General features: G+C 61.0%; 25 protein-coding genes. 14 read left to right on the top strand and 11 right to left on the bottom strand.

The window, feature by feature from the left end; translation table 11 throughout:
• Positions 1-31: 31 nt before the first annotated feature.
• From QD357_RS06595 to hutI, 4 genes are read right to left on the bottom strand one after another with little or no spacing between them, the layout of a single operon-like run.
• Positions 32-595 (bottom strand): HutD family protein, encoded by a 564-nt coding sequence (locus QD357_RS06595; protein ID WP_107109735.1) that lies wholly within the window; start codon positions 593-595, stop codon positions 32-34.
• A gap of 1 nt (position 596) precedes the next feature.
• A complete protein-coding gene (gene hutU, locus QD357_RS06590) occupies positions 597-2,282 on the bottom strand; it encodes a urocanate hydratase (protein ID WP_104824744.1) in 1,686 nt (561 codons plus the stop codon).
• A 1-nt stretch (position 2,283) separates the two neighbouring features.
• Positions 2,284-3,819 (bottom strand): histidine ammonia-lyase, encoded by a 1,536-nt coding sequence (gene hutH / locus QD357_RS06585; protein WP_107109736.1) that lies wholly within the window; start codon positions 3,817-3,819, stop codon positions 2,284-2,286.
• Positions 3,816-5,072, bottom strand: a complete 1,257-nt coding sequence (gene hutI, locus QD357_RS06580) for an imidazolonepropionase (protein WP_107109737.1) — start codon at positions 5,070-5,072, stop codon at positions 3,816-3,818. Before hutI ends, hutH begins: the two co-directional genes overlap by 4 nt.
• A gap of 101 nt (positions 5,073-5,173) precedes the next feature.
• Here hutI and QD357_RS06575 point away from each other — a divergent pair, with 101 nt between their 5' ends.
• A complete protein-coding gene (locus QD357_RS06575; protein ID WP_107109738.1) occupies positions 5,174-6,517 on the top strand; it encodes a formimidoylglutamate deiminase in 1,344 nt (447 codons plus the stop codon).
• Between the two features lie 83 nt (positions 6,518-6,600).
• Positions 6,601-7,320 carry a histidine utilization repressor gene (gene hutC, locus QD357_RS06570; protein ID WP_107109739.1) on the top strand — a complete coding sequence of 240 codons (720 nt, stop codon included), beginning with the start codon at positions 6,601-6,603 and terminating at the stop codon, positions 7,318-7,320.
• Positions 7,321-7,394: 74 nt separating this feature from the next.
• On the opposite strand, the gene QD357_RS06565 is transcribed toward hutC, so the two are convergent.
• A complete protein-coding gene (locus QD357_RS06565; protein WP_181316122.1) occupies positions 7,395-7,547 on the bottom strand; it encodes a hypothetical protein in 153 nt (50 codons plus the stop codon).
• A 197-nt stretch (positions 7,548-7,744) separates the two neighbouring features.
• On the opposite strand from QD357_RS06565, the gene QD357_RS06560 reads away from it, so the two are divergent.
• The 7 genes from QD357_RS06560 (at position 7,745) to QD357_RS06530 (ending at position 12,307) form a co-directional block, all read left to right on the top strand.
• Positions 7,745-8,329 (top strand): TetR/AcrR family transcriptional regulator, encoded by a 585-nt coding sequence (locus QD357_RS06560; protein ID WP_107109740.1) that lies wholly within the window; start codon positions 7,745-7,747, stop codon positions 8,327-8,329.
• A 206-nt stretch (positions 8,330-8,535) separates the two neighbouring features.
• Positions 8,536-9,159 (top strand): hypothetical protein, encoded by a 624-nt coding sequence (locus tag QD357_RS06555; protein WP_107109741.1) that lies wholly within the window; start codon positions 8,536-8,538, stop codon positions 9,157-9,159.
• Positions 9,160-9,350: 191 nt separating this feature from the next.
• Entirely contained in the window at positions 9,351-10,208 is an 858-nt protein-coding gene (locus tag QD357_RS06550) for a cytochrome b/b6 domain-containing protein (protein WP_107109742.1), read from the top strand.
• Entirely contained in the window at positions 10,205-10,981 is a 777-nt protein-coding gene (locus QD357_RS06545; protein WP_107109743.1) for a molybdopterin-dependent oxidoreductase, read from the top strand. Before QD357_RS06550 ends, QD357_RS06545 begins: the two co-directional genes overlap by 4 nt.
• Positions 10,982-11,090: 109 nt before the next feature.
• Complete coding sequence (locus QD357_RS06540; RefSeq protein WP_107109744.1) at positions 11,091-11,345, top strand: hypothetical protein; 255 nt, start codon at positions 11,091-11,093, stop codon at positions 11,343-11,345.
• A gap of 303 nt (positions 11,346-11,648) precedes the next feature.
• A complete protein-coding gene (locus tag QD357_RS06535) occupies positions 11,649-11,981 on the top strand; it encodes a type II toxin-antitoxin system RelE/ParE family toxin (RefSeq protein WP_245407526.1) in 333 nt (110 codons plus the stop codon).
• Positions 11,981-12,307: a helix-turn-helix domain-containing protein gene (locus tag QD357_RS06530; RefSeq protein ID WP_107109746.1), complete on the top strand. Its 327-nt coding sequence runs from the start codon at positions 11,981-11,983 to the stop codon at positions 12,305-12,307. Before QD357_RS06535 ends, QD357_RS06530 begins: the two co-directional genes overlap by 1 nt.
• 143 nt (positions 12,308-12,450) lie before the next feature.
• Here QD357_RS06530 and QD357_RS06525 read toward each other — a convergent pair whose 3' ends face one another.
• On the bottom strand, positions 12,451-12,921 hold the full coding sequence (locus QD357_RS06525; RefSeq protein WP_107109747.1) for an Lrp/AsnC family transcriptional regulator: 471 nt from the start codon (positions 12,919-12,921) through the stop codon (positions 12,451-12,453).
• Between the two features lie 147 nt (positions 12,922-13,068).
• On the opposite strand from QD357_RS06525, the gene QD357_RS06520 reads away from it, so the two are divergent.
• Positions 13,069-13,818: a tryptophan 2,3-dioxygenase family protein gene (locus QD357_RS06520; protein ID WP_107109748.1), complete on the top strand. Its 750-nt coding sequence runs from the start codon at positions 13,069-13,071 to the stop codon at positions 13,816-13,818.
• Positions 13,819-13,834: 16 nt separating this feature from the next.
• Here the strand turns inward: QD357_RS06520 and mntR are convergent, their stop codons facing one another.
• Complete coding sequence (gene mntR, locus QD357_RS06515) at positions 13,835-14,290, bottom strand: manganese-binding transcriptional regulator MntR (RefSeq protein ID WP_414124119.1); 456 nt, start codon at positions 14,288-14,290, stop codon at positions 13,835-13,837.
• 203 nt (positions 14,291-14,493) lie between these two features.
• Between mntR and QD357_RS06510 the strand changes: the two genes are divergently transcribed.
• From QD357_RS06510 to QD357_RS06500, 3 genes are all read left to right on the top strand, one after another.
• Positions 14,494-15,849 carry an Nramp family divalent metal transporter gene (locus QD357_RS06510; protein ID WP_107109750.1) on the top strand — a complete coding sequence of 452 codons (1,356 nt, stop codon included), beginning with the start codon at positions 14,494-14,496 and terminating at the stop codon, positions 15,847-15,849.
• Positions 15,850-15,981: 132 nt separating this feature from the next.
• Positions 15,982-17,793, top strand: a complete 1,812-nt coding sequence (locus QD357_RS06505) for a M23 family metallopeptidase (protein ID WP_414124118.1) — start codon at positions 15,982-15,984, stop codon at positions 17,791-17,793.
• Between the two features lie 195 nt (positions 17,794-17,988).
• On the top strand, positions 17,989-18,402 hold the full coding sequence (locus tag QD357_RS06500; RefSeq protein ID WP_107109752.1) for a GFA family protein: 414 nt from the start codon (positions 17,989-17,991) through the stop codon (positions 18,400-18,402).
• Between the two features lie 4 nt (positions 18,403-18,406).
• On the opposite strand, the gene QD357_RS06495 is transcribed toward QD357_RS06500, so the two are convergent.
• From QD357_RS06495 to QD357_RS06480, 4 genes are all read right to left on the bottom strand, one after another.
• Complete coding sequence (locus QD357_RS06495) at positions 18,407-19,330, bottom strand: SMP-30/gluconolactonase/LRE family protein (protein ID WP_107109753.1); 924 nt, start codon at positions 19,328-19,330, stop codon at positions 18,407-18,409.
• A gap of 256 nt (positions 19,331-19,586) precedes the next feature.
• A complete protein-coding gene (locus QD357_RS06490; RefSeq protein WP_414124117.1) occupies positions 19,587-21,875 on the bottom strand; it encodes a xanthine dehydrogenase family protein molybdopterin-binding subunit in 2,289 nt (762 codons plus the stop codon).
• A complete protein-coding gene (locus tag QD357_RS06485; protein ID WP_107109755.1) occupies positions 21,872-22,855 on the bottom strand; it encodes an FAD binding domain-containing protein in 984 nt (327 codons plus the stop codon). Before QD357_RS06485 ends, QD357_RS06490 begins: the two co-directional genes overlap by 4 nt.
• Positions 22,852-23,319: a (2Fe-2S)-binding protein gene (locus tag QD357_RS06480; RefSeq protein ID WP_107109756.1), complete on the bottom strand. Its 468-nt coding sequence runs from the start codon at positions 23,317-23,319 to the stop codon at positions 22,852-22,854. Before QD357_RS06480 ends, QD357_RS06485 begins: the two co-directional genes overlap by 4 nt.
• A gap of 304 nt (positions 23,320-23,623) precedes the next feature.
• Here QD357_RS06480 and QD357_RS06475 point away from each other — a divergent pair, with 304 nt between their 5' ends.
• Positions 23,624-24,268: a TetR/AcrR family transcriptional regulator gene (locus QD357_RS06475; RefSeq protein WP_107109757.1), complete on the top strand. Its 645-nt coding sequence runs from the start codon at positions 23,624-23,626 to the stop codon at positions 24,266-24,268.
• The last annotated feature ends 175 nt before the right edge of the window (positions 24,269-24,443 follow it).

Here is a 24,443-nt window from a genome sequence, read left to right as displayed (position 1 = left end):
GGTGTCAAGTCGGAGGGCTGCTGATAGCCGACTATATTGCCTCGATGGCGATGCAGAATAGCTGCGCCTGGCCGGAGACCAAATGTCGCGTGGCGCCATCGTTAGAAAGCAAGAGACAATCGCCCACGGCAAGTGCCGTACCATCGATTTCGACATTGCCACGATGGCAAAGAACTACGCTGGTCCCGCCCTTGAAAGCGACTTCGCTGTTTCCATCAACCGAAACGCGCCATACCGAATGCGTATATCTGCCCCGCCGCGTCATCACGTTGAGGTCCGTGATCGTCCCGTCGATTAGAGTCGCCGAGGTCGGCGCATCGGCCGCGAAGGGCAGCGGATCGCTCGCCTGTGTCAGGCGTTCAGGCTCCCGCCCTTCGATGAAAAGGGTCATGCCCTCGCCCTCGAGAATGGATAGCGTGCGATCTATGCCTGGAAAGACTGAAAACGGTCCATCCGTGGCAACGGTCGCCATGCTGACGCGCCAGTCGAAGTCGGCAAGCCCGGCGCCGTCGGGCGAAACGGCGATCTCCACCGTTTCGCCGCCGCCGTTTTTCCAGGGCATGCGCTTATGGTCGCTGGCGCGCAGCAGCTTCATCTTAGTTCCCCAGGATGGCCGGCAGGCGCAGGCCCTGCTTCTTGGCCCAGTCGAGGGCAATGTCGTAGCCTGCGTCGGCGTGGCGCATGACACCGGTTGCCGGGTCGTTCCAGAGAACGCGTTCCAGACGCTTGGCCGCATCATCCGTGCCGTCGGCGCAGATGACCATGCCGGAGTGCTGGCTGAAGCCCATGCCGACGCCGCCGCCGTGATGCAGCGATACCCAGGTGGCGCCCGATGCGGTGTTGAGCAGCGCGTTCAGCAGCGGCCAGTCGGAAACGGCATCTGAGCCGTCCTTCATGGCTTCCGTTTCGCGGTTCGGCGAGGCGACCGAGCCGGAGTCGAGATGGTCACGGCCGATGACGACGGGCGCCTTCAGCTCGCCGTTCCTGACCATTTCGTTGAAGGCGAGGCCAAGACGGTGACGATCGCCGAGACCGACCCAGCAAATGCGTGCCGGCAGGCCCTGGAAGGCAATGCGCTCGCGCGCCATGTCCAGCCAGTTGTGCAGGTGCTTGTTGTCCGGCAGCAGCTCCTTCACCTTGGCGTCGGTCTTGTAGATATCCTCCGGATCGCCCGAGAGAGCAGCCCAACGGAACGGACCGATGCCGCGGCAGAAGAGCGGACGGATGTAAGCCGGCACGAAGCCCGGGAAGGCGAAGGCGTTTTCGAAGCCTTCATCCTTGGCGACCTGGCGGATGTTGTTGCCATAATCGAGCGTCGGCACGCCAGCATCCCAGAAGGCGACCATGGCTTCCACATGCACCTTCATAGAAGCACGGGCGGCAGCTTCGACGGCCTTTGGATCGCTCTCGCGCTTTGCCCTGTGTTCGGCGACCGTCCAACCGGCCGGCAGGTAGCCGTTCAGCGGGTCGTGGGCAGAGGTTTGGTCGGTGACGATATCCGGGCGTGGGCCGCCGGCCTTCATGCGCTTCACCAGTTCCGGGAAGATTTCGGCGGCGTTGCCAAGCAGGCCGACAGACTTGGCTTCACCGGCCTTCGTCCATTTGTCGATCAGGGCCAGCGCTTCGTCGAGCGTCTTTGCCTTCTCGTCGACATAGCGGGTGCGCAGGCGGAAATCGATGCGGGTTTCATCGGATTCGACGGCGAGGCAGCAGGCACCGGCCATGACAGCCGCCAGCGGCTGTGCGCCGCCCATGCCACCGAGACCACCGGTCAAGATCCACTTGCCCTTGAGGTTGCCGTTGTAATGCTGGCGACCGGCTTCAACGAAAGTCTCATAGGTGCCCTGCACGATGCCTTGGGTGCCGATATAGATCCACGAGCCGGCCGTCATCTGGCCGTACATGGCAAGGCCCTTCTTATCCAGTTCGTTGAAGTGATCCCAGGTCGCCCAGTGCGGCACGAGGTTGGAGTTGGCGATCAGTACGCGCGGCGCATCCTTGTGGGTGCGGAACACGGCGACCGGCTTGCCGGACTGCACCAGCAGCGTCTCGTCCTCGTTGAGCGTCTTCAGCGTCGCAGCGATGCGGTCGAAATCGTCCCAGGTGCGGGCAGCGCGGCCGATGCCGCCATAGACGACCAGCTCATTCGGGTTTTCCGCAACGTCCGGATCGAGGTTGTTCATCAGCATGCGCAGCGGCGCTTCGGTCATCCAGCTTTTGGCGTTGAGCTCCGGGCCGCGAGGTGCGCGGATTTCGCGGATATTATGGCGTGGGTTGGTCATGTCATATCTCCAGAGAGGGCAGGATGCCGGCGGATACGGATGCGTTGAGGGCGCCGGAAGCGACGAGGTCGCTGGCGGCCTTGAGGTCGTTTGCCATGTAGCGGTCTTCATCCAGCGTGGGTGCTGCGGCGCGGATGGTGGCAATGGCAAGGGTCAGTTCGGGACTGGTGGTCAGCGGCGCGCGAAGCTCGACGCCCTGCGCCGCCGTCAGCGCCTCGATGCCGACGATGCCGAAGAGATTGTCGGTCATCGGCAGGAGCCGGCGTGCGCCATGGCAAGCCATGGACACATGGTCTTCCTGATTGGCGGAGGTCGGCGTCGAATCGACCGAAGCCGGATGCGACATCTGCTTGTTTTCCGACATCAACGCGGCGGAGGTGACCTCGGCAATCATCAGTCCAGAGTTCAGACCGGGCTTTTTCGCGAGGAAAGCCGGCAAGCCATAGCTCAGGGCCGGATCGACCAGCAGAGCGATACGGCGCTGCGAGATCGCACCGATCTCGCAGATAGCGATCGCGATCTGATCGGCAGCAAAAGCCACCGGCTCGGCATGGAAATTGCCGCCGGAGACTACGGAATTGTCCGACAGGACAAGCGGATTGTCGGTGACGGCATTGGCCTCGATTTCAAGCGTGCGGCCGGCCGAACGCAGGAGATCCAGGCAGGCGCCATCGACCTGCGGCTGGCAGCGGATGCAGTAGGGATCCTGAACGCGCTCGTCGCCCTCGATATGGCTTTGACGGATCACCGAGCCGGCAAGCAGGCCACGAAGGGCAGCAGCAGTGTCGATCTGGCCCTTATGGCCGCGCAGCGTGTGGATATCGGAATGGAACGGTGCGGAAGAGCCCATGGCGGCATCCGTCGACATCGCGCCGGTGATCAATGCTGCCTGCGCGGCGCGATGGGCGCGGAAAAGGCCGGCGAGCGCGAGAGCCGTCGAAACCTGCGTCCCGTTGATCAGCGCCAAACCTTCCTTGGCGGCAAGCACGACCGGCGTCAGTCCAGCCTTTTTCAGCGCGGCTGCGCCATCCAGCCGTTCGCCGGCATAGAAGGCCTCGCCATGGCCCATCATCACGGCGGTCATATGCGCGAGCGGGGCGAGGTCGCCGGAAGCGCCGACGGAACCCTTCTCGGGGATGACGGGCACGACGCCCTTTTCAAGCATCGCCTCGATCAGCCGCACCAGCTCCAGCCGTACGCCGGAAGCACCGCGGCCGAGCGAGATCAGCTTCAGCGACATGATCAGGCGAACGACGTTCTCCGGCAGCGGCTGGCCGACGCCGCAGCAATGCGAAAGAATGAGATTGCGCTGCAGCGTGGCGACATCGGCGCTGTCGATCTTGATGGAGGCCAGTTTACCAAAGCCGGTGTTAATGCCGTAGACCGGCGCGTTGCCGGCGGCGATCTCGGCAATACGCGCAGCGGCTTTGAGAATGCCGGCATCGAAGGAGGCATCGAGCTTGGCAGGCTCGCCAGTCCAATAGATCGCGGCCAATTGTTTCAGCGAGACGGAGCCTGGATGGAGTGTGACGGTCATCGGTCGAATTTTTCTCCCTTGAAGACGCGGGCATGAAGCGGATTGAAGCCGATGCGATAGACAAGCTCGGCAGGGCTTTCGATGTTCCAGATGGCGAAATCGGCCGATTTTCCGGCCTCCAGCGTCCCGGTCTTGGCGAGCAGGCCGAGAGCACGGGCACCCTCACGGGTGGCACCCGCGATGCATTCCTCGACGGTCAGGCCGAAGAGGGTCGCTGCCATGTTCATCGTCAGCAGCATCGAAGTCAGCGGCGAGGTGCCGGGATTGCAATCGGTGGCGATGGCGATCGCAACACCTGCCTCGCGCAGCGCCTTGACCGGCGGCTTCTGCTTTTCATGAATGGCATAGAAGGCGCCGGGCAGGATGACGGCGACCGTGCCGGCATCCGCCATGGCCTTCACGCCGTCCTCATCGAGATATTCGAGATGGTCGGCGGAAAGAGCGCCATAGGAGGCGGCAAGCTTGGCGCCGCCGAGATTGGAAAGCTGCTCGGCATGCAGCTTCACCGGGATGCCAAACGCCTTTGCACGATCGAAGACGCGGGCGATCTCGGCCGGCGAAAAGGCAATCCCCTCGCAGAAGCCGTCGACGGCATCGGCCAGGCCCCTGGCATGCGCTTGCTCCAGACCCGGCAACACGACGTCGGAAATATAGTCGTCGTTCCGACCCCTATAGTCCGCCGGCGTCGCATGCGCGGCGAGATAGGAGGTGACGACGCGGATCGGACGGGCGTCTTCCAGCGCACGAGCGGCTTGCAGCATCTTCAATTCGGATTCGACGCTGAGACCATAGCCGGACTTCACCTCGATCGTGGTGACACCTTCGGCAAGCAGCGTATCGAGGCGGGGCAAGGCCGTCGCAATGAGATCATTGACGGAAAGCGCGCGCGTTGCGTTGACGGAGGAGACGATGCCGCCGCCGGCCCGCGCGATTTCTTCGTAGCTCGCGCCTTCCAGCCGCATCTCGAATTCGCGGGCGCGGTTACCGCCGTGAACGATGTGCGTGTGGCAATCGATGATACCGGGCGTGATCCAACGACCTTCCAGATCGACGACTTCGGCATCGCCGGTCTCAGGCACATCGCTTTCATTGCCCGCAAAAACGATGCGGCTTCCCTTGGTCAGGATCGCACCCTTCTCGACAATGCCGAGCCCTAGCCGATCGCCTTGCAAGGTCGCCAGACGGGTGTTGCGCCAAAGGCGGCTTTTGCCCTCGGATCTCACGCTATCGCTGGAAAAATTGTTCCCACTCATCAGCTTTACGCCTTTCCTTATGGGCTCATAATGTATATACATATTAAAAGAGCTGACAAGAGGGATTTTGGACTCAGTATCCAAAAGGAAAGAGCTAGGTCATGACGAAACTTCATGCACGTTCGGCGCTGCTTCACGATGGCTGGCGGGAAAATGTCCGCCTGACTCTGGAGGACGGCCGCATTGCCGGCATCGAGGCTGATGTTGCAGCAGAGGCCGGCGACGAGCGGCACGACATTCTGGTCCCTGCCATGCCCAATCTCCACAGCCATGCCTTTCAGCGCGCCATGGCCGGCCTTGCGGAAGTTCGTGGCCCGGCTAACGACAGCTTCTGGAGCTGGCGGACCGTCATGTACAAGTTCGCGCTCTCGATGACCCCCGATCATGTCGAGGCAGTGGCCGCGCAGCTCTATATGGAAATGCTGGAAGCGGGCTTCTCCCGTGTCGGCGAGTTCCACTATCTGCATCACGACAAGGACGGCAGCCCTTACGCCAATGTCGCCGAGTTGGCCGAGCGCATCGGCGCAGCAAGCGCCGAAACGGGCATTGGGTTGACACTGCTGCCGGTCTTCTACGCCCATTCCGGTTTTGGTGGCGCGGCTCCCATCGATGGCCAGCGGCGCTTCATCAATTCGCTCGATCGATTCGAAGCGCTGATGGCCGGCTGCCGGACGATCGTTGGCCGGTTGCCAGGCGCCGAACTCGGCCTCGCCCCGCACAGCCTGCGGGCGGTAACACCGGAAGAGCTGGAAAAACTCGTGCCGCTCGCCGGTAACGGGCCGATCCATATCCATGTCGCCGAACAGGTGAAGGAAGTGGAGGATTGCATCGCCTGGTCGGGTGCCCGCCCCGTGCAATGGCTGCTCGATCACGCCCCGGTCGACGGGCGCTGGTGCCTCATCCACGCAACCCATATGACCGATGACGAAACCCGGCGAATGGCGAAAAGCGGCGCGATCGCCGGCCTCTGCTCCGTGACGGAAGCCAATCTCGGCGACGGCACTTTTCCGGCGCCGCTCTTTCTGGAAGAAGGCGGCCGCTATGGCATCGGCTCGGATTCCAACATTCTGATCTCCGTTCCGGAAGAACTGCGGCAGCTCGAATATTCCCAGCGCCTGGCGCTGAGGGCCCGCAATGTCATCGCCTCGTCGGGCGGCTCGACGGCGCGCGCGCTGTTCGACCATGCCATTGCCGGTGGCGGCGCAGCCTTGAAGGCACAAGTCGGGCTCGCTGTCGGCCGTTACGCCGACGTTGTCTCGCTCGACGTCAACGCCGTTCCCTACCTCTCCGGCGATCAGATCCTCGATCAATGGATGTTCGCCGGCGGCGTTACAGTCGACAGCGTCTGGGCACAGGGCCGCAAGCAGGTCGAAGGTGGCCGACATAAGCAGCGGAAAACGATCGCTGCCCGATTCCGCGCCGCTATGACCGAACTAATCGGTTGAAAAAGCACTTTTCCTCGCGACAATGAAATCCTAAATGAACACAGTGGCGATCACCCAGGTCTCACGAGGAAACGGTCGGCGGCATGACCACAGCTAAAGAAGCGACCCTGCATCAGCGTATCCTGAGCGATATCGAGAGCCGGATCGTTTCCGGCGATTGGCCGCCCGGCCATCGGATACCCTTTGAGCTTGCTTTGGCGGAACAATATGACTGTTCGCGCATGACGGTGAACAAGGTGCTGACGCAGCTTGCCCGGGCAGGCTTGATCGAGCGGCGCAAGCGTTCGGGAAGCTTCGTCACGCAACCGCAGGCGCAATCGGCGGTGTTGGAAATCCACGACATCAAGTCCGAAATCCTGTCGCTGAACCTGCCCTACTCCCATAAGATCGTGAAGCGCGCCAAGCGCAAGGGCCGCCCCGACGATGCGCGGAGGCTGCAATTTGCCGGCGCAGTCTCGGTACTGGACATCACCTGCATTCACTATGCCGGCCGCAGGCCTTTCTGTCTGGAAGATCGGGTCATCAATCTCGATGCCGTCCCCGAGGCGGCTCAGGTCAATTTCGACGAATTGCCGCCGGGACCGTGGCTGATCAATCAGGTGCCTTGGAGCACGGCCGAACACCAGATCCGAGCCATCCCGGCCGAGGGCGAGGCTGCCGCAAGCCTGGATATCGCCAAGGGCACCGCCTGCCTCGTCATCGAACGACGCACCTGGAGCAACCTCGGACCGATCACGCACGTCCGCCTGACCTATCCCGGCGATCGTCATACATTGGTGGCGCGCTTCACGCCCTCGAGCTGAAACCGCGCGATCCTTTGTTTTTACGCATTCCGAACGGAAAACCGCTTCGCACTTTTCCTGGAATTGCTTAGCCGCTACTGGCGCTGCACGGGCTCGCTCTGCATCGGGATAAGCGTGTCGGATTGATGGATGGGCTTCACGGGATTGACCAACAAGATACTGAGCGCAATCAGCACGAGCGCCAGGATAAGGATAATGCCGATCAAAAATGGACGAATGGCGATCATTTCGGTTCTCCAATCTTCCGCGTTTGATGCCATAACGTGACAGGAAGGGGATTTTGAGGCAACCGGCTTTTTTGCGCTCAGACATTGCGTGAAACTATAAAGTTTCAACCCTATTCCCCTATTTGCTGAATTCTCGGCGACGAAACGGATAATCCGAGCGACTTGACAGGCACCCTACCAATAGGTAGGCAAAACGAATGAGCAATATTTCGACAAAAGCCGACGAGATCGTCCAATCCGCACGCGGCCTGATCATCGCCGGCGGCTACAACAGCTTCAGCTTTGCCGATATTTCGGCAGAGGTCGGCATTCGGAAAGCCAGCATCCATCACCATTTTCCGACCAAGGCCGATCTCGTCAGGATCGTCGTGGCGCGCTATCGGGAGGAGGCACGGCAAGGCCTCGCGAGGGCCGACGCCGATATTGCCGATCCCGTCGCGCGCCTTCGCGCCTATACGGGCTTCTGGGAAGCCTGCATCAAAGACGATACCGCCCCCTTCTGCCTCTGCGCCATGCTTGCCGCCGAACTGCCGGTGTTGCCGGCCGATGTTGCCGCCGAAGTGCGCGGACATTTCCGCGATCTCTCGGGGTGGCTTGCCACTGTCATGGAAAAAGGCGCGGCCGAAGGCCGTCTCGTTTTGCCCCGCCCGGCAGCCGAGGAGGCCCTGTCCTTCATGGCAAGCGTACATGGCGCCATACTCTCGGCGCGAGCCTTTGGCGACCCGGCGGTCTTTGCCACCATTGTCGAACCGCTGTTCGACCGACTGGCCTTTCCCCATTGAAATTATTCATCATTTCGTGATTTCGATGGGTAACGTGCCTCTCACGCTTGTTTGATTGGCGAAGCTACCGAGTGGTAGATAGGATCGCCCCCGTTGCAGATCGGGATGACGATCTTCCGATCCTCCCATGCAAAGAACTCTATTGGCCGATCCCGGCCGTCTGTCGAAAAACCTACCGATTAGTAGGTATATCAAGGAGACTAATCATGGATCGCAAGCTTCTGACCAAGGGCATGTTGGCCCTGGCCGCCGGCGCTGTCGTAACGCTGGCCGCACTGCAGGGGGCCAATGCCGCCGACCGTGTCCGTGTGCGCGGCACGATCGAAAGCCTCGATGGCGATACTCTCAAGGTCAAGTCCCGCGACGGCAAGGACATCAGCGTGATGCTGAAATCGGGCTGGGCCGTCACCGGCGTAACCAAGGCTTCGGCAACCGATATCAAGCCCGGCGATTTCGTTGGCATCGCTAATGAGCCGACGAACAGCGGTGTTGCAGGCGCCATCGAAGTCGTGATCTTCCCCGCCGCGATGAAGGGCACGGGCGAAGGCGACCGGCCCTGGGACTCGAAGCCAAACAGCTCCATGACCAACGCCACGGTGGCCAATGCCGTCAAGTCGGTCAACGGCCCGACGCTGACCCTGACCTACAAGGGCGGCGAGAAGAAGATCAACATTCCGGACGGCACTCCGGTCGTGACCCTCGTCTCGGCCACCAAGGACGATCTGAAGGCCGGCGCCGGTGTCTTCATCACCGGTGAAACCTCTGGCGACGGCATGGTTTCCAGCGATCGCGTCGCCGTCGGCGTCAACGGCACCATTCCACCCATGTGATCTTCCCGTCAAAAAGATCTTCCCGCCAAGGGAAGCTCGCAGGCCAATCGGCATCCGCCCGCCGTCGGCCTGCCACGCGGCGCTCCATGTTTAGCCCCTGGCGATGGAGCGCCGCCACATTCCCGGTCGATTTATGGTACTATGCGGCCGGGTTTCCAGAGGGTTCGTTAGATTTCGAGAGGAGCCTAGCCATGGCCGACATCGATGCGACCGGTGCGCCGCCTGCGCACCCCCGGACGATCTACATTCGCCGGCATTCGATCGTCACCCGCCTGACGCACTGGCTGAATGTGCTCTGTCTCTCCCTGCTGCTGATGAGCGGCATGCAGATTTTCAACGCCCATCCCGCCCTCTATTGGGGTCAGTACGGCGCCAATGCCGATCCGTCGTGGCTGCAGATATCGGCCACCGATGGCGACAACCAGCCCTACGGCACCTTCCGCATCGGCAACCTGACGATCCCGACGACCGGCATTCTCGGCGCTTCGAAAGAGGACGGTGAGTGGACCGAACGCGCCTTTCCCGCCTGGGCGACGATCCCAAGCTACCAGGATTTGGCCGACGGCCGACGCTGGCATTTCTTCTTCGCCTGGCTCTTTGTGTTCAACGGCCTGATTTATCTGCTCTACGGCTTCATTGCCGGCCATTTTCGACGTGATCTGGCGCCCTCGGGTGCCGAAGTTTCGCTGCATAATCTCTGGCACGAGATTGTCGAGCATGCCCGCCTTCGCTTTCCGAAAGGCGAGAAGGCCAAGCGCTACAATGCGCTGCAAAAGCTCACCTATCTCATCGTCATCTTCATTCTGCTGCCGCTGATGCTGGCGACCGGGCTTACCATGTCGCCCGGCATCGACGCCGGCTACCCATTCCTACTCGATATCTTCGGCGGGCGGCAGACGGCGCGCAGCATTCATTTCATCACCGCCTGGACGATCGTGCTCTTCGTCCTCGTACATGTGGCGATGGTCATCCTGTCCGGCCTCTGGAACAACATGCGCTCCATGGTGACCGGCCGCTACGCCATCCGCACGGAAGGAGAGGACGCATGAGCAAGATCGTCAGCCGCCGCCGCTTCCTCATCGGCTCCGCCGCCAGCCTCGGCGCCATCGGCCTTACCGGCTGCGACGACATCACCGAGAACCAGAACGTCCAGAAGGTTTTGGCATTGGCCGAAGGCCTGACCATGGGCACGCAACGCCTGCTCGTCTCGCCGCAGGCGCTTGCCCGTGAATATACCGACAAGGACATCTCGCCGACCTTCCGCCCGAACGGCACGGATAATCCCGGTAGCGAAGACTATGCCGCGATGGTGGAAAACGGCTTTTCCACCTGGAAGCTGAAAATCGACGGCATGGTCAACAAGCCGATGGAATTTTCGCTGGCCGATCTGAAGAAACTGCCGTCGCGCACGCAAATTACCCGCCATGACTGTGTCGAAGGCTGGAGCGCCATCGGCAAATGGACCGGCGTACCGCTCGGCCTCATCCTGCAGAGCGCGGGGCTGAAGCTGGGCGCGCGCTATGCAGTGTTCTACTGCGCCGACGAGTTGGAGCAGACGCTCGACGGCAGCGGCCGCTACTACGAGAGCATCGACCTGATCGATGCCTTCCACCCGCAGACGATCCTCGCCTATTCGATGAACGGCAAGGATCTCGAAGTCGCCCATGGCGCGCCGCTGCGTCTGCGGGTCGAGCGTCATCTCGGCTACAAGCATGCAAAATACGTGATGCGCATCGAAATCCGCGACAAATTCGACGATATCTGGGGCGGCAAAGGCGGCTTCTGGGAGGATCGCGGCTACGAATGGTATGCCGGAATCTGAAACAGCATCGCGTCGGCATGATCCAATTTGTCGCAGGCCGGCGCCGGAACACTCATGGCGGGTATGCGTTTGTTAAAAGGGCGATTATGCCCTTTCGGAGGAAATGCACATGCTGAGATCGATTTTGATCGCTGCCGTGCTTGCGGCTGCGGGCACTATGCCTGCCTATGCTGCATCTATGGCGAAATGTGACGATGCTTCCATTTCGGCCTTGCAGACCAAGGTGGATGCAATGACCGACCAGACGAAAAAGACAGCCGCCACCAAACAGGTGGCCATGGCGAAGGATGCCATGAAGGCCCACAAGATGAAAAATTGTGTGACCCACATGGAAAATGCCGAGAAGGGCATGAGCAAGATGTAATGGCTCGCCGCCACTTTGGTGGATCCGGAGGATGAGGCCCGGACTTCCGGGCCTTAAGTTTGTTAGGGCGCGAGAGGGCATATGTTTCGGTGGCAATAGGCTCTCCCTACAAACCGGCCCGTTTTGAAAATCGCAGCTATATCGCCCGGGGCATTCTGCCCAACTTCCTTATCGGCGCTCATGTGGCTATCGGCGGCTTCTCCGTGCTGAAGGGCGACAGGATGGATTTGCAATAGCGGCGCACCTAAACTTTCGCAAGAAAATGCTTGCGATAATGTTGTCATATATGACAACATGCGCCCCATGAGAGAGATTGCATGGGTTCGGGCAGCGCTGAGAGATTTTGAGGAGTTCCCTCAATCCGTTCAGGATAGAATGAAAGATGCCCTCGCTATCGCAAGCATGGGCCAAAAGGCTGATATCGCGAAGCCCATGAAAGGCTTGGGGTCGGGCGTGTTTGAAATCGCCCTGCCATACCGCACGGATGCTTACCGGGCTATCTATGCGGTTCAGTTGGGAGATGCCATTTGGGTGGTTCACGCCTTCCAAAAGAAATCCACCAAAGGGATAGCAACGCCTCAAAAAGAGATCGAGCTGATTCAAGCCCGTTTAAAACGAATAAAGGAGATGTTGTGATGAGCGACAATGACTTTGAAGTCGTCCGGGGCAGCGGCAACATTTACGCTGATCTAGGCGACCCCGACGCCGATGCAAAGCAAATGAAGACGCAGCTTGCGGCCGAGATCATTGCGGCGCTCGATCGGCGTAAGCTGACCGTGCGCGACGGAGAAAAGCTAACTGGCGTAACTGCCGCTGACCTTTCCCGCATTCGCAATGCAGACCTAAGCCGCTTCACCATTGATCGGCTTGTGCGAGTTCTTAATGCACTCGACCGCCATGTAACCGTCAAAGTCACGCGAATGCCTAAACGCTCCAAGGAACCGGCCGCCGCGTCAGCTTGATAAGCGAAAAGTAAGGCGGAGGAAAGCTTGTGGGGTTTCCCCCGCCTTTTCCGTTAGAGGTATTTCGACGCAAACCTACGCCACAGCGACGGCCACCTGGTCCGCGACCTGACTGCTTTATGCACCCAAACGCCGGCTAACGGCTACCCGCGGATATGCCGCGCCGCATCGGCAAACGAGATATCCGACTTGATCTCCCGCGTCGACATCGACGTCACCGTGTGCCGCACGCCGGGCAGCCGGTTCAGTTCCTGGCGCAGCAGCCGGTCGAGGGCGGCCATGTCGGCAGCCAGTATATGCAGGAGATAATCGGCCTCGCCCGTCGTCGCATGGCAGCGCCAGATCAGCGGATGGCGGCGCACAGCGGCTTCGAAGGCATCGAAGCGCTCGACGTCGATCGATACTTGCACGAAGGCTTCCAGACCGAAGCCGAGCTGCGCCGGATCGAGAATCGTCCGGTAGCCTCGGATCACACCGGCCTCTTCCAACGCCTTCACGCGCTTCCAGCACGGCGTCTTGCTGAGACCGACCCGTTCGGCAAGCGCGGCAAAGGAGATGCGGGCATCGGCTTCCAAAGCGGAGACGATTTTGTGGTCGAGCGCGTCCAAGTCCATCGTTCTCTCCATTGTCCCATTCAAAGCCATTCGTACTCTCAATTGCCAATTTTGAATGACAATCAGGAACAATGTTCAAGCGAAATTTTCGTATCCTTCCACAAGGGCAAAATGCCAGCGGCAATGGCCGGGATAAAGGGAACGAAGATGCAGAAGAAAGAATATTACGCGCGCATCGAGGCGCCAGACATGCGCGACTATGGTGTCTATCTGCAATGCGACAAGCTGCTCGCCTGCCAGAAACCATTAAACGAGATGGTCAATGGCGACGAGCTGCAGTTCCAGATCGTCCATCAGGTGGAAGAGCTCTGGATGAAGCTCATCGCCTATACGCTGGTCGATGTCATTGCCTTCATCGAGGAAAACAATACCCATCGCGTCGTGACGCTCCTGGGCCGCGTCCACCGGCTGATGCGGATGATGACGGCGCAGCTCGATCTGCTCGAAACCATGTCGCCGAAGGAATATCAGCAGATCCGCCTGCAACTCGGCAACGGCAGCGGCCAGGAATCGCCCGGCTTCAAGTTCCTGTTGCGCCTGCCGCCCGATCTCTGGCGGGCCTTCAAGGCCTATTATCTCGATGCGCCAGGATTGACGGTAGTGGACCTCTATGACGGCAAATACGATCACGGTGACGGCTATGTCGTGGCCGAGGCGCTGGCGGAATTCGACGAGCTCTTCCAGAAATTCCGCGCCAACCACATCTACCTGATCCAGCGCTCGATCGGTCTCGGCTCGAAATCCCTCAAGGGCCGGCCGGTGGAGTTGCTGCAGGCCGGCGCCCACCATCGCTTCTTCCCCGATCTCTGGGATATCCGCGCCGAGATGACCGATCGCTGGGGCAGCCAATACGGCGTGGTGCGCGATTCCATTTCCAAACACGACGCGGCGGAATAAAGAGCGAGCGCCCTGATCACCCGTCGCGCTGCATGGCGCGACGGAATGCTTTCAGCGTTTCGGCGCTGACGTGATGCTCCATGCCCTCGGCGTCGATCCGCGCCGTCTCGGCGCTAACGCCGAGCCACCGCAGGAATGCCTCGACGGTCTGATGGCGGGCGCGGATGTCCTGGGCGATCTTGCCGCCCGCCTCCGTCAGAAAAACGCCGCGATAGGGGCGCCGCGATACGAGCCCATCTTCGCAGAGCCGCGCGAGCATCTTGGCGACCGTCGGCTGCGACACGCCAAGCCTTGCCGCGATATCCACCTGCCGCGCCTCATTGCCGTCATCGATAAGATCGGCGATCAGCTCGACATAATCCTCCACCAGAGCGCCACGGTTGGCCTCCCGCGTATGGCGGAAACCCTCCGAATGCGTCTCGGCATCCGGCAGCGGCTCTTCCCGATGGATTGGCAGTTTTCTCTTCGGCAATGCGTTCGGCTCCCCCGAGATACGGATAAACTCGCTTTTATCTTTATAGCACCGGCTTCAATCTTGAAAGCGGATGATGATTTTTGCGGGTGGCAGCGTGATCGCGCCACTACAATGCCGATACTATAAAATATAGCCTATTGCATAATGTTGATATCCGGCATATTTGTTTAGTCATGTCATAGACGATCCCGGAGCCCCGCATGACGCAGATTCAGGAAGCAGCCGCACCGAGCGCGTGGAAATTTGCCCACCCCGATGAAGATGCGCGGCCGAGCCTTCCGGAAGTCAATGCCACAGTTCATGTTCCGCACACCGGCACTTGGGTTCGGCGGCTGATCGCCTTCCTCGGACCGGGCTACATGGTTTCCGTCGGTTATATGGACCCCGGCAACTGGGCGACGGATCTCGCCGGCGGCGCGCAATTCGGCTACACGCTGCTTGCCGTCATCATGCTGTCCAATCTGATGGCGATCCTGCTGCAAGCACTCGCAGCCCGGCTCGGCATCGTCACCGGCCGCGATCTGGCGCAGGCCTGCCGCGACCATTATTCCAGGCCGGTCAATCTGGCCCTGTGGTTTGCCTGCGAACTTGCCATCATCGCCTGTGATCTCGCCGAGGTCATCGGCACGGCGATCGCGCTGCAATTGCTCTTTGGCATCCCCTTGATCGGCGGCGCGCTGATCACCGCGCTGGACGCCTTCCTGCTGCTGCTCCTGATGAATAAGGGCTTCCGCTTCCTGGAGGCCTTCGTCATCGCGCTCCTCATTGTCATCGCCACCTGTTTCGCCATCCAGATTGCCGCCGCCGCTCCTCCGGTCGCCGCTATCCTCAACGGCTTCATCCCCTCGCCCGAGATCGTCACCAATCACGAGATGCTCTACATCGCCATGGGCATCATCGGCGCGACCGTCATGCCGCATAATCTCTACCTGCATTCCTCGATCGTGCAGACCCGCGCCTACAAGCGCACCGACGAGGGCCGCCGCGATGCGATCAAATGGGCGACGACCGACAGCACCATTGCCTTAATGCTGGCGCTTTTCGTCAATGCTTCGATCCTGATCGTCGCAGCCGTCGCTTTCCACAACAGCGGGCATTCGGATGTCGCCGAAATCGGCCAGGCCTTCGAGTTGCTGTCGCCGCTGCTCGGTCTTGGCATCGCCTCGACGCTTTTTGCCGTGGCGCTTCTTGCTTCTGGCCTCAATTCCACCGTCACGGCGACGCTCGCCGGCCAGATCGTCATGGAAGGCTTCCTGCGCCTGCGCATTCCGCACTGGGCAAGGCGGCTTTTGACGCGTGGCCTCGCAATTATTCCAGTTGTTTTTGTTACCGCATTTTATGGTGAAAAAGGTACTGCGGATTTGCTGGTTTTGAGCCAGGTCATCCTGTCCATGCAACTGCCTTTTGCCGTCATCCCGCTCGTCCAATTCGTCACAGATCGCGGAAAAATGGGCAGATTCACCGTTTCAAGGAGTGTTGCCGTCCTCTCCTGGCTGGTTGCCGGCGTCATTTTGGCGCTGAATTTCAAGCTGCTTTACGACACCATCTTCGGTTGACGAATCGCTCGCAACGCGCGAATCTGCACGCGCTGAAGATCACGGTAATTAACCCATCTGTAATATTTGCCCAGATTTTGACATGATTTGCCCTAGTTTGGGCCCACCGCCGTCTGCAGGGTTCCTCAATTCATGGCCGAAAGTCCATTGCGCGTCCAATTTCCTGCAGAGGCTGCGATTCAGGCGCGGCCACATCATGAATTTTATATTCCTTTTCTGCCCCACTCAGCCCATCTTCGCCATCTGATCGCCATCGGCCTTGCCGGCACCGCCTCCTTCGGCCTTCTCGCGACCGTTCTTTATCCGCTGCTCGCCCGCCACACGATCGAACAAGCCGTGCCGATCCACATAGCCCAGCTCGTCCGATCACAGCCGGCATTGCGCAAGAGCGACCGGCTTGCCACGAAACAGCGTTTCGACGGCTCCCGCTTTGCGCAGGTGGCGGAAAAGACGTCGAACGGCGAAACCCGCATCTTTACCTATCATCGCACGACGCTGGTCTTCAAAGCCGAGGATAGCGATCCTTCCGGCGGCGATGCCGCGGCCTTCAATGCGGCCTATGACGGCGATACCCAGTCCGAGCCTGCTCTCTTCTCAGCGCCGTCGCTCGCGGATATCCGCCCGGGTATCTATCCGCACGCCAATCGTTACGATGCAGTCCGGCGCTCACGCTTCCCGGTCCGTGGCGTACCGTTGAATGTCAGCGTGTCGAAGGCGACCACGGGCGAGGCAGGCCGCGAATTCAAGCGACTGGTTTCCATGCCGAAGGACCGGCAGGACCTGCAGGATATCCTCGCCTCCGCCGGTCTCGACGGAAATGCCGGCGACGAGCTGCAGCGAGCCTTGGAAACCGATACGGTTTCGCCCGGCGACAGCCTGGAACTGCTGCTCGAGAAAAAGACCGCTGATGCACAACCGAAGCTGATCATGGCCCGCCTTAGCGGCGGAAAAACGCCGGAGCGCATCGTCGCACGCGACGATGCCGACAGCTTCGTGCCGCTCACCGACGACCGGCTGTTTTCCACGCTCTATAGCGAGAGCCAGGCTGATGCGCCGTCCTCTTCGGAAGTGGCCGCCGTCGACCTCAAGAGCATCGACAGCGACGATCGGTCGACGATCCGCACCAAACTGGAGAAGGCGGGGCTTTCCGACGAATGCGCCGACCAGCTCATGAAGCTTGCCAAGGCAAATGGCGTTGCATTGACGGGTGACGATACGCCCGACAGCGTCGATCTGCTGTTCCGCAAGGCGGACAATGGCAAAAGCGAACTGATGTTCATCGAGTTCCACACCGATGGCGATACGCACCGCTTCTACCTGCACAAGGACGGCGGCATAGGCCCCTCGGAATTCTACGATGAGGGCGGTCATTCCGTCGCCAAAGTGCTGACCCACCGCCCCGTACCTAACGGCACGCTCGGTGACGGATTTGCCTGGCGCATTCATCCGATCCTCGGCGTCCGGAAATTCCACAACGGCGTCGATTTCCGCGCCCCGATGGGCAGCCCGATCATGGCCGCCGGCGACGGCACCGTCGAAAAGATTTCCTGGGAAACGGGCTACGGCAAATATGTCCGTATTCGCCACGATGGCGGCTACGAGACCACCTATGCCCATATTGCCTCGACACCGTCGGACCTGCGTGTCGGCGAGCGCGTCACGCAGGGCCAGGTCATCGCTTATGTCGGCTCCACCGGCTATTCCACCGGTCCGCATCTCTACTACGAACTGCGCGTCAACGGGCGCTACGAAAACCCGCTGACTGCTCAATTGCCGGCCGGCACCAATCTCACCGGCAAATCGCTGGACAGCCTGCGCTCGCAGGTCAGCCACGTCGACAATATCATGACCTATCTCGACGTGCCGCCGCCAAACGAAGCCCGCCCCTTCTCGGCTTTCGACCAGGGACCGGAGCGAGGCCCGGGCCATTTCGGCAGGCCCTGATCGGCGCGATTACGGCAGAGCTGCCTCGCTGGGCACCACCAGCATTTTTTCCCTTAAGTGACGAAATTTTGATTCAAGGCTGGAAAAGCAGACCAGCCTTGGACGCCTACTGCACGATGTTCAATGGGATCGCGTTGCACCGCCGTAGGTTTGAAATATCAACGCGACCCGCTTCAGAAAACGGAGGGTTTTCCCATGGCTGATGCCCGATGCACTTGCGGCGCTCTTACACTGACGCTTTCACAACCGTCAAAATTGGTGGTCGCCTGTCATTGTCTCGACTGCCAACGCAGGACCGGTGCGCCATTTGGCGTCGGCGCCTTTTATCCGGCCGACGCCGTTGCCATTTCCGGCACGTCGAAAGAGTTCACCCGCGAGGCCGCAAGCGGCGGAAAGGTCCACACCTACTTTTGTCCCAACTGCGGATCATCGGTGTATTGGAAGGCCGAAAACCTGTCGTCCTTCGTCGGAGTTGCAGTCGGCGCGATGGCCGACCCCAAATTCCCGGCCCCCGCCAGATCGGTTTTTGAGCAGTCGAAACACGATTGGGTTCAAATCGAAGGCGCCGAACACTTCCAGCAAAGCAGCGCAGCAAAAAATTCGAACTGAGCGCCTAACGCAAACGATTAGCCGGCTCAGCAGGGCCGCTATTCACATAGATCGCATAGAGCGAAGTCGTGGCGGTAATGTAGAGCCGATTGCGCTTCGGGCCACCGAAGCAGAGGTTTGATACGACCTCGGGAATGAGAATGCGGCCGATCAACGTGCCATCCGGCGCGTAAACCCGAACGGAATCACCGCTGGAGGCAAAGATGTTGCCGTGGCGATCGACCCGGAAACCGTCGAACAGGCCGATTTCGCAAGTGGCGAAAACACGCCCCTCACTGAGGCTGCGCCCGTCCGGATTGACCGAATAGGCCGTGATCGTCGGCGGCAGGCCGGGCACATGCGTACCGCCGGTGTCGGAGACATAAAGTACGCTTTCATCCGGGGAAAAGGCAAGACCGTTCGGTTTGACGCGGTCCCTGGCAACCAGCGTCACCGCTCCATCGGCCGGATCGATGCGGTAGACGTTGGACGCGTTGATTTCGGACGGTGCGGCAAAGCCCTCATATTCACTGTCGATCCCGTAGGTGGGATCGGTGAACCAGATCGAGCCATCCGACCTTACGACGACATCGTTCGGCGAGTTCAACCGCTTGCCGTCGAAGTGCTCGGCAAGCGGCCGCCAGCGGCCGTCATGATCAAGCCGGCTGACACGCCGACGTCCATGCTCGCAAGCGATGATACGACCTTCGAAATCGAGCGTGTGGCCGTTGTGATAACCGACAGGGCTCTCGAAGACGCCGGCTGCGCCCGTTACCTCGTCATAGCGCAGGATTCGGTCGTTCGGGATATCGGACCACACGACATGGCGCGCGGCCGGCACATAGACGGGTCCCTCGGTCCAACGCCCGCCCGTCCACAACTGCTCCAATTGCGCAGACCCGTTGATCAGCGCCTTGAAGCGCTGATCGAGAATATCATACTGGCTCATGATGCTCCGCCCTGTTCCTCACAGCCAGCCAACCTCCGACCGGCCTCCCATAATCAGAAGCCAGTCTAGTGACAGCAATCATCGGCTGTCAAAAACAAGCTGAGGATATGACACGCTTTTGACCGGCGTCATTGCGTCACTGGAAGTGTAGCGTCGTCCCCTCTCCCCGCGAGCGGGGAGAGGGCTAGGGTGAGGGGCCGGGCACAAGACCACGTCAACAGCGGCCTCGCCCGACCATCCCCAAAATCCCTCAAAATTACAGCAGCTTCTCCAGCGTAATCGGCAGCTCGCGTATCCGCTTGCCCGTCGCGTGGAAAACCGCATTGGCAATTGCCGGCGCCACACCGACGATACCCAGTTCGCCGACCGCTTTACCGCCGAGCACGGAGGCGTGCGTATCGGGAATCCCGACCGAGATCACTTCGATGTCGGGAATATCGGCATTGGTCGGCACGAGATAGTCGCCGAGGTTATTATTGATGACACGGGCGAAGCGCTCATCGACGATGCCCTCTTCCAGCAGCGCCTGGCCGATGCCCATGATGATGCCGCCCTTCCACTGGCTTTCGGCAAGCTTGGGATTGTAGAGCCGGCCGGAATCGAGCGCCGAGACGACGCGCGAGACGCGCACGGTGCCGAAATCCTCATCGACGCGCACCTCGATGAAGTGCGCGCACCAGCTATGCATCGAATAGTCGCCGTCCGTGGGCGACAGCATGGTCGCGATGGTCGAGAAGTTGCGATAGTGATCCGCATTGCTCTGCTTGTCTTCTGGCAGTGTGTTACGCAGCACCTCGATCTTGTCACGGCCGATCTGCCGCAGAAGCTCGGCAATGGCGATGCCGTCGCCACCATCGCGCGGCGGCAGAATGCGGCCTTCCGAAACGGTCAGCGTATTGGCCTGCAGATCACGAAGCGGAGAATTGGGATCGTTGATCGCCAGTCCCACCAGCTCATCGCGGGCGGCGACCGCTGCCTTGTAAACGGCGCCGGTCATCAGGTTGGCAAGCTGCGATCCGCCGGCGACGGGCGCCCGCGGCAGGGCGGAATCGCCAAGTTTGACGCGGACCTGTTCGACCGGGATGCCGAGCGTTTCGGCCGCCGTCTGCGCCAGGATCGTATAGGTGCCCTGGCCCATGTCGATGCCGCTGCTCGCCACTTCCGCCGAGCCGTCGGCAAGAATGCGCACCAGCGCTTCACCCGGCGTGCGGCGCACCGGATAGGTGCCGGCGCCCACCCCCCAGCCGATCAGATGCTTGCCGTCGCGCATGGAGCGCGGCGCATGCGAGCGCTTCGCCCAGCCGAAAGCCTTGGCCCCAGCCTCGAAAGCCTCGCGCAATTGCCTTGTCGACCAGGGCTTGTCGGCTTCCTGATCCCGCTCGGCATAGTTCTTGAGCCGGATTTCCAGCGGGTCCATGCCGAGCATGTAGGCGAGCTCATCCATAGCGCTCTCGATACCCCAGGCGCTCGGATTTTCGCCGGGGGCACGCAATGCGCCGGGCTTGACGGTGTTCACCGCCACAATGTTCTGCCGCGACGAGAGATTGGGCGTCGCATACATGAGCGAGGTTACGACACCCAATGGCTCAACTGCCACGTCGCCGATCGAAGTCTCGTTGGCGCTGGTATGGATGATGGAGGTGAGCCTGCCGTCCTTGGTCGCGCCAAGCGCAATCCTCTGGCGCGTGCAAGGCCGGCCACCGAAGGAGGTGAAGGTCTGTGGCCGGGTGATGACCAGCTTCACCGGACGGCCGAGCAGCTTCGCCGCCATGACACCAACAGCGCCATGCGGCAATGCCAGCGCCTTTGAGCCGAAGCCGCCACCGATATAGGGCGAGATCATCCGCACATTCTCGAAGGGAATGCCGAACCACTCCGCATAGGTGCGCGCCATGCCGTCGATCCACTGGCTTGGCTCCCAGAGGGTCAGCATGTCGCCATCCCATTTGGCGATCAGCCCATGCGGCTCGATCGGCACGTTGTATTCCCGCGGCGTCTTGTATTCGGCTTCGATCTTGACCGGTGCTGCGGCCAGGGCCGCTGCGGCATCGCCCCACTCCCTGGTCATCGGATCGATCGGGAAACCCTCGCCACCCTTCGGATCTTCAAGGCTGAAGATCGCCGGAGCTTCCTCATAGGTGACCTTGACCAGTGCCGCCGCGGCTGTCGCCTGCTCGAAGGTTTCGGCAACGACGATGGCGACATGCTGGCCGCTATAGGTAATCTCCCTGACAAGCGGCCGATACGGGCCTTCCGGGCCGGGGGTGTCGAGCCAGGTGGTCGGTGAATTCAGATCCGGCATCGTGTCCGGCGTCAGCACCAGCAGAACGCCCGGCGCTCCCTCCGCCGCCGCCGTATCGATGCCAGTCATGCGACCGGCGGCAATCGTGCTTTGCACCATCACCGCATGGGTCAGCCCCTCGAGATCGCGCTCGGCCGCATAGTCGGCCTCGCCTTTGATCTTCGCGGTTCCGTCCAGGCGGGACAGCCGCCCGCCGAGCGCGCCATCGGCAGCGCCATGTTTTCTGGTTTCCATGATGGTCATGCCATTTCTCCCATCGTCAGGATGGCGCGCTCGACGACACGCGGCGCAAGCGTAATCTTGTAGTGATTGCCGCCATGATAGACGGCGCCTTGGACAGCGAGCAGGCTGGCGCGCTTCACAGCAGCCGTATCGAGCACCTGGCCTTTCAATGCTTTTTCGACGGCGCGGGCACGCCAGGGCTTGGTGGCGACACCGCCAAGCGCCACCCTGATATCCCGGATCGTCCTGCCATCTGCCTCCAGTTCAAGCCCGACGGCGGCGCTGGCCGCCGCGAACTCGTAGGACTGCCGGTCGCGCACCTTGAGATAAGTCGAGCGGTGTGCAGCGTCGGAGGCCGGAATGGTGATCGCCGTAATCATCTCGCCCGGCTCGATCGCATGTTCCCGGTCGGGCGTCGTTCCCGGCAAAAGGAAGAAATCATCGATCGCGACCTGACGGCTGCCGAGATGCACGACCGCATCGAAGGCCACCAGAGCAACCGCCAGATCGCCGGGATTGGTGGCGATACAGGCCTCGCTCGTGCCGAGAACCGCATGATTGCGCGTGACGCCGCCGATTGCCGAGCAGCCGGAACCGGGCGCGCGTTTGTTGCAGGCGGCGAAGGTCGCCGGATCGCGGAAATAGGGACAGCGCGTGCGCTGCATCAGATTGCCGCCGATCGTCGCCATGTTGCGGATCTGCGCCGAGGCCGCAAGCGACAGCGCCTCCGAAACGGCCGGGAACTGCGCCTTGATATTGGCATCGTCGGCGACACGGCTCATCTTGGCGAGCGCACCGATCGTAACACCCTGATCGGTCAGGGAGATGGCATCGAGGCCAGCAAGATGGCTGATATCCACCACCGTCTCGGGCTCGGCAACGCCGCATTTGGCGAGATCGAGCAACGTCGTGCCGCCGGCAAGCAGCATGGTGGCGGAAGAGGCAGCGGCTTGCCGGACCTCATCGACCGAGCCGGCGCGGAGATAGGAAAAGGCCTTCATTGGGCGGCCTCCGCTGCTTCGCGCACGGCGGCAACGATGTGCGGATAGGCACCGCACCGACAGAGATTGCCGGCCATATATTCGCGGATTTCATCATCGGAACCGGCATGGCCTTCGCGGATGCAAGCGACCGCCGACATGATCTGTCCCGGCGTGCAATAACCGCATTGGAAGGCATCATGTTCCAGGAACGCGGCCTGGACCGGATGCAGATCGCCGTTTTCCGCCGCCAGCCCTTCGATCGTCGTGACCTTGCGGCCTTCGGCCTGAGCAGCCAGCGTCAAGCAGGAGAGCACACGTTCGCCGTCGACATGGACGGTGCAGGCACCGCATTGGCCCTGGTCGCAGCCCTTCTTGGTGCCGGTCAGACAGAGATGCTCGCGAAGAGCATCGAGAAGCGTGACACGCGGATCGAGCGAAAGCTCGTGCTCGTGTCCGTTGATATCGAGATAGACGGTAGTCATCAGCTCACTCCCTGTTCGGGTCATCATCTTTTGCAATCGTCAGGATCTGCCAGCCGTGACATCAGCTCTTGACGTCAGCCCGGCCGGCGCCAGGTAATCAGGCTACAGCGCTTTTGCCGGCGCGTGCGGCTTGTGGCGGGACGCCGGGGAGGGCCGCTCTTTCACCGTCTTCGATCCTCCGATCAGACGGCAATGGCATCCTGGCCCATTATGCGATAACAATCCTCTGGTACTCCAGATTAAACGGAGGCGCCTCCGTTTATTATCCTAGAGACTTGTCGGATATCGTCAAGTCGCAATCCGCATGGAGCGAAAATTGGCTTCGAGGCCATCGTCAGAGCTGAAGGACGACACGCCGCCAGGCGCAAAAACTCTACGCGCGGATGCACGCCGCAATCGCGACAAGCTCATCGAAGTCGCGGCGCAAGCCTTCGCCAACCACGGCACCGCCGCCTCGCTCGAAGACATTGCGCGCCGCGCAGGTGTCGGCGTCGGTACGCTCTACCGTCATTTTCCAACCCGCGAACATCTAGTCGAAGTCGTCTATCGCCATGAGGTCGAGGTGCTCTGCAATGCGGCCGAAGAGCTTTCGCGCGAACGCGCGCCGGATCAAGCGCTGGAAGAATGGATGCACCGCTTCGTCGGCTATATCGCCACCAAACGCGGCATGGCCGACAGCCTGCGCATCCTGCTCAACAGCAATTCCGAACTCTTCGCCGACAGCTACGGCATGGTACCAATCGCGCTCCGCGGCCTGATCGAACGGGCAGTGGCCGACGGCTCGATCCGCGCCGACGTCGACAGCACCGACGTGCTGCATGCCCTGTCCGGCACCTATTCCATGCCCAATTCGCCGGAGTGGCACGACCGCTCCCGCCGCCTCGTCCGCCTGCTGATGGACGGCCTGCGCTGGGGTGCACCGAAAGCGCTGAAGCCGCAGGGGGCCTGATAATCGGCAGGATGCTTCCTATATGCTTTTGAACTGAGATCGTCAGGCGAGTTTCTTGCTGTCGCCGCTTATGTGCCTGGGGGCCCTCACCCTAGCCCTCTCCCCGCCAGCGGGGAGAGGGGACGACAGCGCAAAATAGCGCGCTGCTTCATTGGGGCGGAAGCGCCTTAATCAC

Origin of the sequence: Rhizobium sp. BR 317 (genome assembly GCF_047445835.1) — a bacterium.
In the GTDB taxonomy this organism is placed as follows: Bacteria; Pseudomonadota; Alphaproteobacteria; order Rhizobiales; family Rhizobiaceae; genus Rhizobium; species Rhizobium paranaense.
The sequence above is the reverse complement of the archived record's forward strand: the minus strand, read 5'-3'. Positions and strand labels throughout refer to the sequence as shown.